4 protein-coding genes are annotated in these 17065 nt (G+C 40.0%); all 4 read right to left on the reverse strand.

Translation table 11 applies throughout. The features are described 5' to 3' along the window. Positions 1 to 27: 27 nt before the first annotated feature. The 4 genes from AC5JMK_RS05405 to AC5JMK_RS05420 all read right to left on the reverse strand — a co-directional run bounded on the left by AC5JMK_RS05405 (position 28) and on the right by AC5JMK_RS05420 (position 17065). Entirely contained in the window at positions 28 to 1416 is a 1389-nt protein-coding gene (locus tag AC5JMK_RS05405; RefSeq protein ID WP_495909571.1) for a condensation domain-containing protein, read from the reverse strand. Beyond that, on the reverse strand, positions 1413 to 7595 hold the full coding sequence (locus AC5JMK_RS05410; protein WP_495909572.1) for an SDR family NAD(P)-dependent oxidoreductase: 6183 nt from the start codon (positions 7593 to 7595) through the stop codon (positions 1413 to 1415). The genes AC5JMK_RS05405 and AC5JMK_RS05410 overlap by 4 nt, the downstream gene beginning before the upstream one ends. 136 nt (positions 7596 to 7731) lie before the next feature. Next, positions 7732 to 11142, reverse strand: a complete 3411-nt coding sequence (locus AC5JMK_RS05415; protein WP_495909573.1) for a non-ribosomal peptide synthetase — start codon at positions 11140 to 11142, stop codon at positions 7732 to 7734. Then, positions 11135 to 17065: an SDR family NAD(P)-dependent oxidoreductase gene (locus tag AC5JMK_RS05420; RefSeq protein WP_495909574.1), complete on the reverse strand. Its 5931-nt coding sequence runs from the start codon at positions 17063 to 17065 to the stop codon at positions 11135 to 11137. The genes AC5JMK_RS05415 and AC5JMK_RS05420 overlap by 8 nt, the downstream gene beginning before the upstream one ends.

The raw sequence follows: 17065 nt of genomic DNA on the forward strand, positions 1-17065 counted from the left end.
TCTTTGTTAACGTATTAAAGCTAATTACTAATCAAATAATACAGCTTCTTTTTCTAAATATTTTGATATTTCCTGTTGTCTTGCTGTTGAAAACGATAACTCTTTAATTTTGACAAAAGGATTAGCCATTATATATTCTAAAGCTACTTGAAAATCTGCAAGTATTCCAGAAATTGTAGCAATATCAAATCTCCGAGAATCATATGAAATTGCCACTATCATTTCCAAATCTGGATATATAACTAAATTTAAAGGATAATTTGTTCTGAAATACTCACCTTTACTTATATCAATTTCTAAATTTCCTTTCCAGCTTAGTGCAGATTGACCACTTGGAGTGTTCTCAACCACAACAAAACTTTCAAATAAAGGTAAATTTCGGGGTACCTCACTCCAGCCTTGAATTTGTGTCAGTGAAGTGTATTCATGATGACGTAATTCGACTAATTTAGTCTGAATATCTTTGAGCCATGGTAACAAATGTTGCTCTGTATTTATTTTTAAATTTACGGGCAAAGTATTTATAAATAAACCTGTTATTGACTCTACTTCTGCTAAGTCTACTGGTCTTCCAGTGACTGTACAGCCATAGACTATGTTGCTACGACAAGTATATCGACTAAGGAGAATAGACCAAATTCCATTGATTAATGCAGCTAGAGTTAGGCGATTTGTTGCGATAAAACATAACAGTGATTGTGTCTTTTCTTTTGACAGTTTTAATTTTTCTTGATCGTACCTCTGTTCTGTCAATTTTAACTGCTTATTCTCTATAAAAATTAGAGGTGTTGGTGCTTTAATACCCGCTAATTGTTGTCTCCAAAAAGCTTCAGTTTTTTCTATGTCCTGCTCCTGTAACCAGTCGATATAATCACGGAAAGAACTATTCGATGCAAATCTTATTTCTTTACCTTCACAAAGTGCTTCATAAATTTGTAGGAACTCATCTAATATTATCGCAGAAGACCATCCATCTGTGACTATATGATGAGTACTCCAAACAAATTCATAGTAATCATGAGCAAGACGAATTAAAGTTATACGCATCAGACATGGCTGCGATAAGTCAAAATATAATTTGCGATCGCTATCATAAAACGATTTCAAACGCTCTTCCTGTTCTGCTTGTTCGATACCGCACCAATCATATTGATTTAAGGAAATTTTCACAGTTTTATAGACGACTTGTAAGGGATTATCAATGTCTTCCCAGTAAAATGCTGTACGCCAAATTGCATGTCTGTCTACAATTTTTTGCCATGCTTCTTCAAAAGCCTTGATATTTAATTTACCACGTAAACCTATAGGAGAATGAGAAAAATATAATGATAATTCTCTTTCGTACAAAGAATGGAATAGTATACCTTTTTGTACAGGTGTAAGCTCAAATATATCCTCTATATTTTCTGCTTTCATTGTGCTGAATCCTCATTTGCTTGATTAATTTTTGCTAGAAGCTTATCTAAGTTTTTTTGGCTCAAGTTTGCTTTTGGGAAGTCAGAAGTTGTAAATTTTTGTCCTTTAAGAGACTGACAGTGAGCAATTAAATTTTGTAGAGCCTCAATGTAATTTAAAGCTAATGTTTCAATTGTTTTTCGGCGATGAAATTCTGTAGTGTAAATCCAATTCAATTGCAACTGCTCTTGAACAATAACTCCATTTATTTCCAATAAGTAAAACCGATTTGCACTTGAGTTTCGATTCAGTTTAAAAGGCTGCTGGGTTAAATGAAATAAAGATGGCTGGGAAAGAAGTAGGTCAAAATTACCTAAGTATTTAAAACTCACTTGAGGTTGAGGAAATGATTTTAGCTCCGATTGAATCTCCTGATTACTGCTTATATAGCGAAGCAAATCATATCCAGCACCTCGATTGGGAATACTACGCAAATAATCTTTGACTGCTACTAATGCACTTCCTTCGTCGTCACCCTCTGTTATATCCAAATTTGCAGGAAAGCAAGTTGTAAATAAACCAACTGTACGATCCAGGAATATATTACTTAAATTTTTGAATATTTTCTCTCGGCTATTGTGTTCGAGGTCTACCCAGAGTTGTGGCTTTCCCGTCCACTTTGCAAATGCTTGCACCAATGCTGTGAGGAGAACATCATTTATTTGGGTATTATAAGCCTTGTTGACATTGTTTAATAAGGCTTGTGTTTGTGTTTTATCTAAAGAAATGGATACGATATCAAAGTTTGCCCCTGTATTTTCCCTACCAGGATAGTCCACGGGCAGGATGCAGAAAGGTTTTTGGGCTTGTGTTAACCAGTATTTTCGCTCCCGCATAACTTCTGAAGTCTCAGCGTAATCTTGGATATGCTGTGCCCATTGACTGAATGAAGTCGTTTTATCAGGTAAATATATCGCTTTTGCTTCGCTGAGTTGCTGATAGGCTGTTTGTAAATCTTCTAGCAAAATTTGCCAAGAGATTGTATCTACTAAAAGAGGATGGATGGCAATTGCTAGGTAGCTATTTCTCTGCGATCGCAATTCAATTAAAGCAACTTTTACAAGCGAACCTTCACTTAGGTTGAAGCTACTTTGTATTTCTTTAATTTTAGACTCCAAAGCATGTTCATGCTCTGTTTCTGAAAGCGAAGTCAAATCGACATATTCGTATTCTATTACATCTACATCATTGATATTAGCTTCAATTTGTTGCCACCCAGATTCTGTTTGAGTAAAGCGTAGACGAAATACATCGTGGTATTGAATTACGTATCTTACAGCCTGTTCTAATAACTGGCGATCGCAGGTTTGTTTTACCTCCAACAGTAAGGACTGGCTAAAGGAATTTACATCTCGCCGATTTTGAGCAAAGAACCGATGCTGGATAGGTGTGAGATATACTTCCCCTGCTTGTAAAGGACGTTCAGTTAGTTTTGTTTCTTGCATAGACGCTGCTGTTGCTAATTCAGCAATAGTCTGATGCTGAAACATTTGTTGAGGTGTTAGCTTGAAGCCTAATTGGTTTGCTTTGGCAACAATTTGAATTGCAAGAACAGAATCACCTCCTAATTCAAAAAAATTATCATTAATTCCTACTTGGTCTATTCCAAGACGTTGCTGCCAAATTTGAGCAAAATTTTCTTCAATTTCATTACGAGGAGCTACGTAATCATTCTCCAAGTTAGGACGGGAATGATTCGGTAAAGCAATATTTACTGAAACTAATTTCTTTTCTAATATTGCATATTCCTCTTCCACTGATTGAACGAATTTACTTTGTTCAATTAAAGCTGGAAAATCTTGTGTCGATACAACTATATTAGGTAAGTTGCTTTCTAAAACTCGATTAAAAGCATTAATACCTTCTTGAGGAGTCATTCCTACTTTGAGGGCTTCTTCGCGTACCTGCTTAATTTCATCTGGCACTACACTCTCTACAGCCATTCCTAATTGCCATATACACCAATTAATTGATGTTGTGAATTGGCGTGATTCGTAAGCACAGTGATGGGCATATGCGTCAAGAAAAGCATTTGCAGCGCAGTAATCTACTTGTCCCAAGTCTCTGACTATAGAACTGTGGGATGAACAAAGCACAAAGAAATCCAATTTAAAATCTTTCAAAACTTTCTCTATTACTAGTGTTCCCCTGACTTTTGCTGCGAATACGCTATTTGCCATTTCCTTTGTCTTGAGTTGAATCATGCCACCTGGAGCAATACCTGCTGCATGAATGACACCATCGATACGACCAAATTGTTTGCATACTTGAGCAACTACTGCTTGCATTTCCTCAAGATTAGCTACATCGGCACTGTGAACTTGAACAGTAGCTCCCAATTTCTCAAGTGCCAGAACTTTTTCAATTTTACGGCTAACACTATCTTGCTTATCATGAGTTTCTAACCATTGTTCCCATTGTGAGCGTTCAGGCAGTCCTTTTCGTCCAACAAGAATTAATTTAGTATGTGCTGTCTGAGCTAGATTTTCTGCTAAGGCCAAACCAATACCACCAAGTCCCCCAGTAATTAAGTAAACTCCTCCTTCTCTTACCTTAGATTTACTGTCAATGTCTTGATCTAGCCGCACTGGTTCAAAAGTTTGCACCCAACGATGATGACCTCGATAGGCTACTATGTCATCGCTGTCATCACTTGTTTGGGAACTAATTTCTGTGACAAGATAATCTATGAGTTTTGGTGCTGCTGGGTTTTCGTAAGAAGGAATTACTATGTCAATGGTAGAGCAAGTTATCTTAGGGTATTCTTTGGGAATTACCTTACACGCTCCTAGTAATGTTGATTTTTCAGGACATAAGCTATCTTCGCCAGTTACATCATGTACATTACTTGTTACAACTGTTAACTTCAAAGTATCGGAAATATTCCGCCTTCCCAAAGCTTGGACTAGAAATAGCAAACTCCAGAAACCCAAAATTTGGGTTTCTTCAAAAAACTGATGCGACGATTCTGTTTGTTCTATCGCCTTATAGGAGGATAAGGTATCATTTGCCGTAACGCTCCAAAAGTGAGCGATCACATTTGAATTTAAATCCAATCTGCTAAGTTCTGCCAGCAATGTATCATAATCACTACTGGATTGGGGATTAATTGCGTAAGCGCGATCACGTAACTTGGTAAATTGCTCTCCAATTGTTACATTTACGACATTATGACCCTGTGATTCCAACTGCTCTGCAACTTGCGAACCAACTCCAAGAGTATCAACAAAGACTAAGCAACATGGTTTTTGTGATGACTTTGATGGGAAATGGGGAGAACGCTTCCAGGAAGGGATGTAAAACCAGTCATCAATATTCGGTTTTTTGTGTAATGCTTGCTGCGCTTGCGTAGCCAAGTTAGCTTCAGGATTGGCATCAATCCAGTAACGCTGACGTTCAAATGGATAGGTTGGTAAGGAAATACGAGCGCGTTGTTCATTAGCATAAAAGGCAGACCAATCTACTTCTACCCCAGCCAGCCAAAGGCGACCCAATGTATTCATAAAAAAGGCGACATCTGAGTGTTGCTCGTAGGAATGGCGAAGGGTGGGAAGCATCAATAATTTAGCTCTATCCTCACTTTCTAGGCATTGCGACGCGAAACTAATTAATGCTTGACCAGGGCCAACTTCTAATAAAATCGGATTGTCTTTTTGCCACAGATGTTGCACTCCCTCAGCAAAACGTACTGCTTGACAGAGGTGCTTCACCCAATAACTGGGGTCTGTTGCTTGCTCTGCTGTAATCCAGGTGCCGGTAACGTTAGAAATATAGGGAATTTTCAGGGGTTTCAGGCTAAATGTTTTGACTAAATCACCAAAGGCAGGTGCGATCACCTCCATCATCACAGAATGAAAAGCATGAGAAGTCTGCAAACGCTTACCAATTAAATTTTTCTCGCCCAGTTGTCGTTCCCATTCTTCCACCGCATCCTTGGTACCTGCAATCACACACAACGATGACCCGTTGATTGCAGACATGGAAATTTTTTCATTCAGGAGGGGCTGTATTTCTGACTCTGAAAGCGGCACTGCCAGCATGGCCCCCTCTGGCAACTCTTCAATCATTTGCGCCCTTCTAGCTACTAAGGTTAAAGCATCTTTTAAAGACAAAACCTCGGCTAGAGTTGCTGCTACATATTCGCCGATGCTGTAGCCAATCATTGCCGCAGGACGAATTCCCCACGATATCCACAATTGAGCTAAAGCATATTCAACAACAAATATAGCTGGTTGAGTAAAAACGGTTTGATTTAGTAGAGATGTTGCCTGTAATGTCTCTGCATCTGCCTTTTCCTGACCACGACCTAACATTTTTCGCAAATCTAACCCACTTGAGGGGGTATCTTGCTTTTGCTTACTACCATTTGAGCTGTTTTTCTGAGGATACAAGACATCTCGCAAATCCAGATCAAGGAGCGGTTTAAGGATTTCGCAACATTGGTCAACAGAGGTACGAAATGTTGCCTCAGTTTGATAAAGCTCAACAGCCATATCAAGATACTGAGTTCCCAGTCCAGAAAACATGAAAGCAACAGAACGTTGCTCAGTTTTCTGGGTATTAGTAATAACCCGCCTTGGGTCTTGAAGTGCATTTACAGCATCTTGAATATCTCGGCAGACAACCGTGCGCCGATAGTCGAAAGCCTTACGCCCAACCTGGAATGTGTAAGCCGCATCAGCAAGATTTAAATCAGGATGTTCTTGAAAATAGTTAGCTAAATTTGTTGTCGCCGTTTCCAGCGCCGAACTGGTTTTGGCGGATAGCATTAATAATTGCCAAGGTCGAGAATGTAGAGACGCGAGATCTCGCGTCTCTACAACCGGGGCTTCTTCGATAACCACATGGGCATTGGTTCCCCCTAACCCAAAGGAACTAACTCCAGCACGTCGAGGAGTATCATTACTTGACCATTCGGCAAGTTGGGTATTGACATAGAAAGGACTGTTAGCAAAGTCAATTTCAGGATTAGGCGAAGTAAAGTGCAAACTCGGAGGTATTTGCTTGTGCTTCAGGGCTAGGACTGTTTTGATTAATCCCGCCACTCCAGCTGCTGTGTCCAAATGTCCAATATTGGTTTTAACCGAACCAATAGCGCAGAATCCAATATTTTGGGTACTTAAGCGAAAAGCTTGTGTCAAAGCTGCAATTTCAATTGGGTCTCCCAAAGCTGTTCCGGTTCCGTGAGCCTCAATGTAAGTAATAGTTTCCGGTTCGACCTCGGCTACTAATTGGGCTGTTCTAATTACCTTTGCTTGGGTGTCGATGCGGGGTGCTGTATAGCTAACCTTGAATGAACCATCATTATTGATAGCTGAACCTTTGATTACAGCATGAATCGTATCGCGATGCAACAGAGCATCTTCTAATCGCTTTAATACTACAATGCCGACACCCTCACCACCCACTGCTCCCTGGGCATTAGCATCAAATGCACGGCAATGTCCGTCAGGAGAAGCTATTCCCCCTTCTGTATATACATATCCAGCTTTTCTTTCCGCACCGATGGCAACACCACCAGCTAAAGCGATATCACATTCACCATTGAGTAAGCTCATGATAGCTAAATGAACAGCAACTAAGGATGTTGAACAAGCTGTTTGAACTGTGTAACTAGGCCCAGTTAGATTAAGCTTATAAGAAGTACGTGTACAAAGGAAATCTTTCTCACAAGCTATTACTAGTTGTTGTCCATCTACTGATATAGCCTTTTGATTTGAATAAACATTGAGTAAGTAGGAATTCAAGTCACATCCTGCAAACACACCTATTGGACATTTCTCGATTCCAGATTTATATCCTGCATTTTCTAAAGCTTCCCATGCACACTCCAAAAAAATGCGGTGCTGTGGGTCAGTGATTTCCGCTTCTCTGGGATTAAATCCAAAAAAAGAAGCATCAAATAATTCGGCATCTTCTAATACACCATGTGCTTTAACATAGTTTTGGTCTCTTAGAAGTTCTTCATCTATTCCTGCTTCCAACAGTTCTTCGTCACTGAAAAAAGAGATTGATTCTATGCCATTTTGAAGATTATTCCAGAATTCATCAATGTTTTTCGCTCCAGGAAATCTTCCTGACAATCCAATAATCGCTATTTCCGATCCGTTAGTAGAAGTTGATGCTGTTGGAATAGTCATTCTCTCAATTATTCCTTGAATCTTTTCAATACAATTACTTATTCAAACTTGTTTACTGAACACCTGCAACTTAAGGTTAATTCGAGATACCCAAATACCAATTAATCTTAATTAAGATTAATTAAGATTAAATATTTTAAACAGACTTAATTCTTTGCAGACGCTTTCTTTGTTGGGCTTTTCCATCTGCTATTCTTTCGTCCATACCAGCCATAATATCATGAGATGGTTGTTGATTTTCCATCTGATTAAAATAATTCGCTAAAGAGTTGATGGTTGGGTATCTAAATAGATCGAGGAGAGATAAATCTCGTTTCAAAAGTTCAAGTAACTTGCTATGAACTTGAACTAAAAGCAGCGAATGACCACCAAGTTCAAAGAAGTTATCATGCATTCCTACGTCTTCAAGTTTAAGTAACTTTTGCCAAATATCAGCAATAGTTTGTTCTATTTCAGTTTGGGGTGGCTGATAAACCGCCTCCAATTGGGGACGTATGTTATCAGGTGTGGGTAATGCTTTTCTATCTATCTTACCATTAGATGTCAGTGGTAAAGTTTTTAATTCGACGAAAGCAGAGGGAATCATGTAGTCTGGAAGTTGACGTTTAAGAAAACTCCGCACTTTCGCGATCGCTAATTCCCCTGATTTTTCAGGTACTAGATAAGCAACCAATCGTTTTTGACCTGGTATATCTTCTCGGTCAATTGCTACACACTCTCTGACTTCTGGATGTTGGTTTAATACCGCTTCTATTTCTCCTAGTTCAATGCGGAATCCTCTGAGTTTAACTTGATGGTCAATTCTGCCAATATACTCAATTTCTCCATTTTTTAAATATCGGGCTAAATCTCCTGTTTTATATAGTCGGGAACCTGGTTTAGTGCTAAAGGGATTGGGAATAAATCTAAGGGCGGTTAATTCTGCTCGATTAATATATCCTCTGGCTATTCCTGCTCCTCCTATGTATATTTCTCCTGCTACTCCTACTGGTACAGGTTGTAGATGAGAGTCTAGTAAGTATATTTGTGTATTAGCGATCGCTCTTCCAATCGAAAGGGAATTGCCTATATCTAGTGCTTCTATCTCACTGTTTAAGTGATAGAGTGTTGAGGTGACTGTTGTTTCAGTAAGTCCGTATACATGAACTAGCGGGGTCTGCCATTGCTGCCATTGTCTCAATCTTTCAGCGGAGATTCTTTCTCCCCCCACAATCGCAAATCGAACACAACTAGGTACTTGATCTTGATTTGAAGCTAGTTCTGATACCCATTGATGCCAGTAAGCTGTAGGTAACTCAAATACCGTTAACTGTTGTTTATTAATTAATTGCTGGAATTCGCTACAGGAGATTAGCTCCTTATTTTCTAGCAGGACTACTGTAGCTCCTTTTATCCAAGTGGGAAAGAGTTCTTCAACTACTACGTCAAAACCAATTGAGGCAAATTGAAGGAAGCGATCGCTCTTTTGTAGCTGAAACTGCTCGGCAATTTCTAAAGTGTAATTGACTAATGCCTGATGGTTTACTGCTACCCCTTTTGGTTTGCCTGTCGAACCTGATGTGTAAATTACATAGGCTAAGTTTTCCGAGGTGACTTGGCTGCGACAATTCTGGGTTGATTGTTGGGCAATATCTGACCAATTGCGCTCTAAATACAATAGTGATGCTTGGTGTTTAGGCAATTCAACTTCTAGATGCTGTTGAGTCAAGAGAATTTCCACTTGAGCATCTTCTAATATATATTCAATCCGCTCTTTTGGATAATTTACGTCAATGGGTACATAGGCTGCTCCTGCCTTGAGGATGCCTAAAATGGCTATACTCATCTCTAGAGAGCGTTCGACACAAATCCCGACCAATACCTCTGGTTTTACTCCCAGCGAATCGCTACGCGACAGCTTCGCTGAACGCAAGTAGTGTGCCAACTGATTAGCTCGTCGATTTAATTCTCTATAACTTAACTGTTGATTTTCAAATACGACTGCGATCGCATCAGGTGTTTTCTCTACTTGTGCTTCAAATAATTCATGGATACATTTATCCTGGGGATATTCAATTTCTATATTATTCCACTCCTGCAGCAATTGATTCTGCTCAACTCCTGTCAAAAGTGGTAAATCTGACAAACGCTGCTGCGGATTTGCAACAATTGCTTCAAGCAACGTTTGCAAGTGACCTACCATTCTGTGTATAGAACTTTGAGCAAATAAATCAGTACTGTATTCAAAACTTCCAACTAATCCTGACTCCGTTTCTGTCATCGTCAGGGTTAAATCAAACGGGACACTACCACTATCACTTTCCAACTGAGTTAAAGTTAAACCAGGCAACTCTAAAGCTGGCATTGGCGCATTCTGAAGCACAAACATGACTTGAAATAGTGGTGTATGGCTTAAGTCTCGCTGTGGTTGCAATTGCTCAACTAACAACTCAAAAGGTAAATCCTGATGTGCATAAGCTCCTAGTGCTACTTCCCGCACCTGCTTGAGTAGCTCTTCAAAACTGGGATTTCCTGCCAAGTTAGTTCTCAACACTAGGGTATTGACAAAAAATCCAATCAACTCTTCTATTTCTTCTCGGTTGCGGTTAGCAATAGGTGAGCCAACCACAATGTCTTGTTGACCTGTATAACGCCATAGCAGTATTTGAAAACCTGCTAACAGGGTCATAAATAAAGTACTTCCCTGCTGCTGGCTTAATTTATTGAGGGATACGGATAGTTCTTTCGATAACTCAAATGAGTAAGTTGCACCACGGTAAGTTTGAACTGCTGGTCTCGGGTAGTCTGTAGGTAATTCTAATACTCTTGGCGCGTTCTCTAACTGCTTTCGCCAGTAAGAAATTTGAGATTTTAGTACCTCACCTTGTAACCATTGTCGTTGCCAAACAGCGAAGTCCACATACTGTATCGGTAACGTAGGTAATGGAGAGGGTTGTCCATTACAAAAGGCTTGATAAAGTTTTGCTAATTCTTCTACTAATACGCCGATTGACCAACCGTCAAAGACAATGTGGTGGATTGTTAGCAGGACGATATGTTCTTCCTCTCCAAGACGTAACAGTTTTACCCTCAGTAGATGGTCGTTGCTAATGTCAAAGGGTTGTTGTGCTTCTTGTGCTGCTTGTTGTTTAATTTCGGCTTGTTGTTGATTTTCTGCCAGGTCGCTAATATCGAATATCGATAGCGTTATGGGTTTTTCTTCTGAGATGACAGCTATTGGTTGTCCTTCAAATGTTTGGAAATTGCTTCGCAGCGCTTCATGACGGCTTATGATTTCGTTAAAAGTTTGCAAAAGTGCAGCTATGTTGAGAGAACCTGTGAGACGTAAAATAATGGGTATGTGATGTGCAGAGTTACCTGGCTGCAGCTGGTCTAAAATCCATAGCATTTGTTGGGCAAAGGACAGAGGAAAACAGTTGGACTTTCGACCTTGGAACTTGATTTGTTTTTGTAAGAAGACATCTTCCTTTTTTTTGTTAAGCCTTTGCAAAAAAAGCTCGCGTTTCTTTGGGGAAAGATTAGCAATCTGCTGAGAAAGGTCACTCATTGTTATCTCCTGCTTCAATCAATCGCTCTTCCAAGACAAGCATTGCTTGTGCTTTCTCTTCCGAGAGTTTCTCGATTTCTGCTAGCATCTGAATCTGCTGTTCTCGATCTGTCTGCTCAGCCAATATTTGTACAATAACCTCAGCCAGTTCAGCCATGGTAGGTTTATCAAAGAAGCTTTTATAAGGCAGTTCTATCTTGAAAGTTTTACGGAGCCGAGAAAGGACAACTGTAATAAGTAAAGAATCTCCTCCTAACTCAAAAAAGTTATCGTGAATGCCCACTTGTTCAATACCAAACGTTCCTTGCCAGATGTCAGCCAGAGTCCATTCAATCTCGTTACGTGGAGCAACATAATCATTTCTTAGGTTGGGGCGCTTGTGAGTTGCTTTGGCTCGACTAATTCTACTAAATTCTTCCTCTAAAGAATCGAGAGTATCTTTCAGATTGATCAAGTTATGATTAATCAGGTGATTAAAATCACTATTTGATACAACTACCTGAGGCATTGTGCTACAAAACAGAATACGCCTAAAAGCCTCCATGCCTTCTTCAAGGCTTAATGCTGCTTCTTCAAGTGTTAATTCTGACACACGCGTTAAGTTTGTTTTAGCTATCCATTCTGCAGTATTCCATCTATTCCAGTTCATGGTTCTAATGAACATGTCATACTTGGAGGTACTATAGAATGCAAATGCGTCAAGAAAGGCACATCGAGCGGCATATTCCACTTGCCCTATTCCACCTATAACTGAAGCTTGTGATGAAGTCAGTACAAAAAAATCCAGATCAGCATCTTTGAAAAGATCATGGAGTACTAATGTTCCCATGATTTTGGGTGTAAGAATAACTCGTCCCGTTTCAAACGTTTTTTGTGCAATTAATCCTTCTTTATTTTCTACAGCATTATGGATGACTCCATGAATTTTACCAAATCGATTGTTTACTTGAGTGATTGTTGTTTTCATGTGTTCTCGATTGGTAACATCGGTGTTGATCACCAGAACCTCTGCTCCCAAAGTCTCAAGTTCTTGCAATTTCCGGATTTTATGACTTATGCTATCCTGCTCGTCATGATCTGATAGCCATTGTAACCACTCATCTCGATTAGGAAAAGCCGAACGTCCTACCAGTATTAGCTTTGCATGTACAGTCTTTGCCAAATATTCTGCATTAAGGAGACCAACGCCTCCCAATCCTCCTGTGATCAGATAGACTCCTCCTTCCCTTAACCGAGGTTTTCCTTCGGCGGCTTCATTCAATCGGATGGGTTCAAAAGTCTGCACCCAGCGATAATTTCCACGGTAGGTTACAACCCGATCAAATGGCTCGGTAGTGAGTTCCGCCAGCAGCTGATCTATAAGTTTTTTTTCTTGCCAACTTTCTGTTTCGGGAATAACAACATCAATGCTACGGCAGATTATGTTCGGGTACTCTTGGGAAATCACCTTACAAGCTCCAAGAGCTATTGCCTTTTCTGGGTACAGCAGATCTGAAGTTACTACTTCCTGAATATTGTTTGACACAATCCCAATTTGAAAGGAATCTGTCAGATTTTGTTTTTCGAGTGCTTGTGCTAGAAAGATCAGGCTGTAAAAGCATAGAACTTCAGACTTCTCAAGAGACTCGATTGACAATTCTGTGTTACCCTTCGGCGTGACACTCCATAAATGAACAATTGTTTTTGGAGTTAAGTCGAGTGTGTGAAGTTCTTCAAGCAGGGCATAATAATCTTCTTGTTGTCGAGGGTTGATGGTATATATGCGTTTAAGAGATTTGCTTTCGTTGGTAAATTGCTCTCCGATACTTACCGTAACTACATTCTGACCCTCAAGTTCAAGTTGCTTCACTATTTTCAAACCCAAACCGCACTCATCAATAAATACTAACCAGCATCCGGGCTGAACCCCCTGAACCTTAAATTTAAAAGGTTGCGGTAGCATCGAGCGTTTCCATGATGGAATATAGAACCAATCAGCAATGTGGGCTTTCTTGTTTAATGAGAATTGATGCATCTGATCAGCTTTTTTTTGCTCAACCAATACAGTAAATGCTGACGATGCTGATAAATCTACCGACGTCGAAGCCTGAGCCACCAGAACATCGTGCCCAAAAGCTTCAGTCTCAGATAGAGCCACTACCTCAACAAACCCATGATCGTATAGCGCTTCCTCCCACTGCTCTTTTGATAAAAACGGATTTCCTTGGCTGCGTTCTTCATCCTCAAGCGGATTCATGAGCAGACCTTCGGTCATGTCAAATTCTATCTGAGGTTGTGTGATTTCCCAAATCAGTAAAAAGGCTCCAGGGGCTAGCAAAGAGCGTACATGCTCTAAGGTTTGTGTCATGTTTCGAGTAACGTGCAGCACATTGACAGCTACTACTACATCAAAGCTGTGCGTTGAGTAACCCTGCTCGCTTGGAGGTCGCTCAATATCTAGCAAGCGATATTCAACAAAAGGATAGGCGCTAAATTTTTGTTCGGCTAATTGCAGGAACAAACCACCCACATCCGTAAAAGTGTAGTTAGTTTGCTTCGATGGCAAAATTGGGAGCAGAACTTCTGTAGCAATTCCGTTTCCACCGCCGATTTCCAGAATTCTCAGGTTGACATCCGGTGGTAATAACTTCACCACTTGCTCTAGACTTGCCTGGATAATTCCCTTATAGTACTCATACAGGGGTAACTTTTGATCTGAATCTTGGGCTATCTGTGCTGATCTCTTTTGAGTCAAAGCTACATACAACTCTAACGGTTCTTGTTTACCAGTCAGTATGGTTGCCAAATTTTCTCCACACTGCTGGACAACATCCACTACTTTAGGTGTATCAGCAAATTGAATTTTTACTTCTTCTAAAAGAGTATTAATATCTGTTGAAAATGATGCAAGGTTGGTAAATAGTCCCCGATCTTGCTGTAGTTGACCTTGCTCTACGAGTACATTCAGCCAACGACACAATAATTGGCGATAGCGAGGAATAATTTGACATTGCTCAAACAACTCCTCAATGGAATACTGTTTGTTTGGATTGCTAAAAGCACCTAAATGCTTTAGACCAAGGTTCATGTAAGCAGTGCATAAACCCTCCAAGCATTGTTTGTTCGCCAGATATAATTGCTCATCAAATTCCTTAACTCCTGCACAAGCTTGATCCTCAGCAGCTTTGACCAAAGATCTCCAGAGCAGGGAATTGAAAAGCTTCTCGCTCTGTTTTCTGTCCTTTGTTATCTGTTGCAAAGAAGCCTGTGGTTCAATCCAGTAACGCTGGCGTTCAAAAGGATAGGTTGGTAAAGGAATGCGATGACGGTGCTCGTAAGTATAAAAACCTGGCCAATCTACTTTCACACCAAATAGCCACAGCTTACCTAAACTATTAAGTAAAAATGCGACATCTGATTCTTGCTGTTGAGGGTGACGAAGTGATGTCAGTACTAGGGATTCTTCTTTTTGATGTTGTTTAACAAAAGTGCTTAACGTTCGTCCTGGTCCTACTTCCAAGAATAATGTTTCAGGTGTTTTCGCTAACTCAGTAATTCCTTCGCAAAAACGTACAGGCTGCCTCAGATGTTTTGCCCAATAATTAGGGTCTGTTGCTTGGGCTGTTGTAATCCAAGTACCGCTGAGGTTGGATATAAAAGGAATTTGGTGTGGATTTAGTTTAACCTTTTGTAGAAATTGGACAAAGGTCTCAATGATGGGTTCCATCATTTGAGAATGAAAGGCATGGGAAGTGTGCAAACGTCTACAGCTTACACCTATTTGTTGTAGCTCCTGTTGCAATTGGTCTATCGCTTCTGTGGAACCCGATACCACACAGGAAGAAGGTGCATTACTTGCAGCTAGAGACACTTCCTGCTCTAAAAGTTGTTGTACCTCCTTTTGTGTCAGCCCAATCGAGAGCATCGCACCATCAGGTAACTGCTGCATCAGTTTTCCTCGTGTTGCTACTATCGCCAAAGCATCTTCTAAAGAAAATACTCCAGCCAAAGTAGCAGCTACATACTCCCCTATACTGTGACCAATCATTGCCGTTGGAGATATACCCCAGGATATCAACAACAGAGCTAGGGCGTACTCAATAACGAATAGCGCTGGCTGAGTAATCTGAGTTTGTAGCAATTGTTGTGTGCCAACTTCTGTCTTATCTTCATTTGGATATAAAATCGTGCATAAGTCAACGCCAAGATGAGATTGAAGTATTTCACAGCACTCATCTATATGTTTCCGAAATACTAACTCAGTCTCATATAACTCTCGCGCCATATTCACATACTGTGAACCTTGACCAGAAAACATAAACACAATTTGTCTATTACAAGGTTCTTGGAAATGAGTAAATGTTCTCTGTGAATCTAGGTTTTCCAGAACTGTAACTGCATCTTCCAAATTCTTACATAGAAGCATACGACGATGTTCAAATGCTCGCCGACTAACTTGTAGAGTATATGCAACATCGGCTAAGTTTAACTCATGATGCTGCTTGAGGTGAGTAAGTAAATTTACTGTGGCAGTTTCCAATGCTGACTCAGTTTTTGCAGAAAGGAATAGCAACTGCCAAGAACGAGAAAGGCTAGAGGGTTGAGACGTTGGAGCTTCTTCCAAGATCACATGAGCGTTAGTTCCACCAATACCAAATGAACTCACTCCAGCACGGCGGGGTATGCCGTTAGTGTTCCACTCTGAAAGTGTGGTGTTAACGTAGAAGGGGCTATTGTCAAAATCAATTTTGGGATTAGGCTGCTCAAAATTTAAGCTGGGAGGTATCTGTTTATTTTTAAGCGCTAAAACTGTTTTTATTAAGCCTGCAACACCAGCTGTAGTATCTAGGTGTCCAATATTCGTTTTAACTGAACCAATAGCACAATAATTTTTCTTCCGTGAATTAGCAGCATTAGCATAAAAAGCTTGTGTCAGTGCTGCAATTTCAATCGGGTCGCCTAAAGAAGTTCCTGTCCCATGTGCCTCAATGTAAGTTATTGTATCGGGTTCAACTTCAGCAATCGTTTGAGCCGCTCTAATCACGCTCGCTTGAGTATCGATACGAGGTGCTGTATAGCTAACTTTGAAAGCCCCATCATTATTGATAGCTGAACCTTTGATAACAGCATGAATACAATCTCTATCGGCTAGGGCATCTTCTAATCGCTTCAAAACTACAATTCCTACACCCTCACCGCCAACAGTTCCCTGTGCTTTAGCATCAAAGGCACGACAGTGACCATCTGGAGATAAAATTCCTCCTTCTTGATAAAAATATCCATATTTTTCTGATGGGTGTGATGGTCTAATTCCAACACCACCGGCTAAGACCATATCACATTCACCACCAAGCAAACTTCGACAAGCTAAATGTACAGCAACTAATGAAGTAGAACAGGCTGTTTGAACATCTACAGAAGGTCCTTCTAGGTCTAACTTATAAGAAACTCGTGTTGTGATGAAATCTTTATCATTTCCAAAAACAAGCTGTTGAGTATCAATATAATTCCTAATATTTTGATTTGAATAAAGGTTAATTAAATAATCATCGATACCCATACCAGCATAAACGCCAATCAATCCTTTATATTGCTTGGAATCATAGCCAGCACTTTCAAGGGCTTGCCAAGCACACTCTAAGAAAATACGCTGTTGGGGATTAATAACTTCTGCTTCTCTGGGATTGAAGCCAAAAAAGGGAGCATCAAACAATTCTATATTTTCTAATACACCTTTGGCTCTAACATAATTAGGATTACTCAGTACGGCAATGTCAATTCCCAAAGATTTGAGTTCTTCATCTGTAAAATGCACTATTGACTCTACACCATCTCTTAAGTTTTGCCAAAATTCCTCAATATTTTTAGAACCAGGAAAACGTCCTGCCATGCCAACAATAGCTATTTCTAAACCCGTTTGGTGGAAATGAACTGAATTATTCAT

It is taken from the genome of Pelatocladus sp. (genome assembly GCF_059505505.1).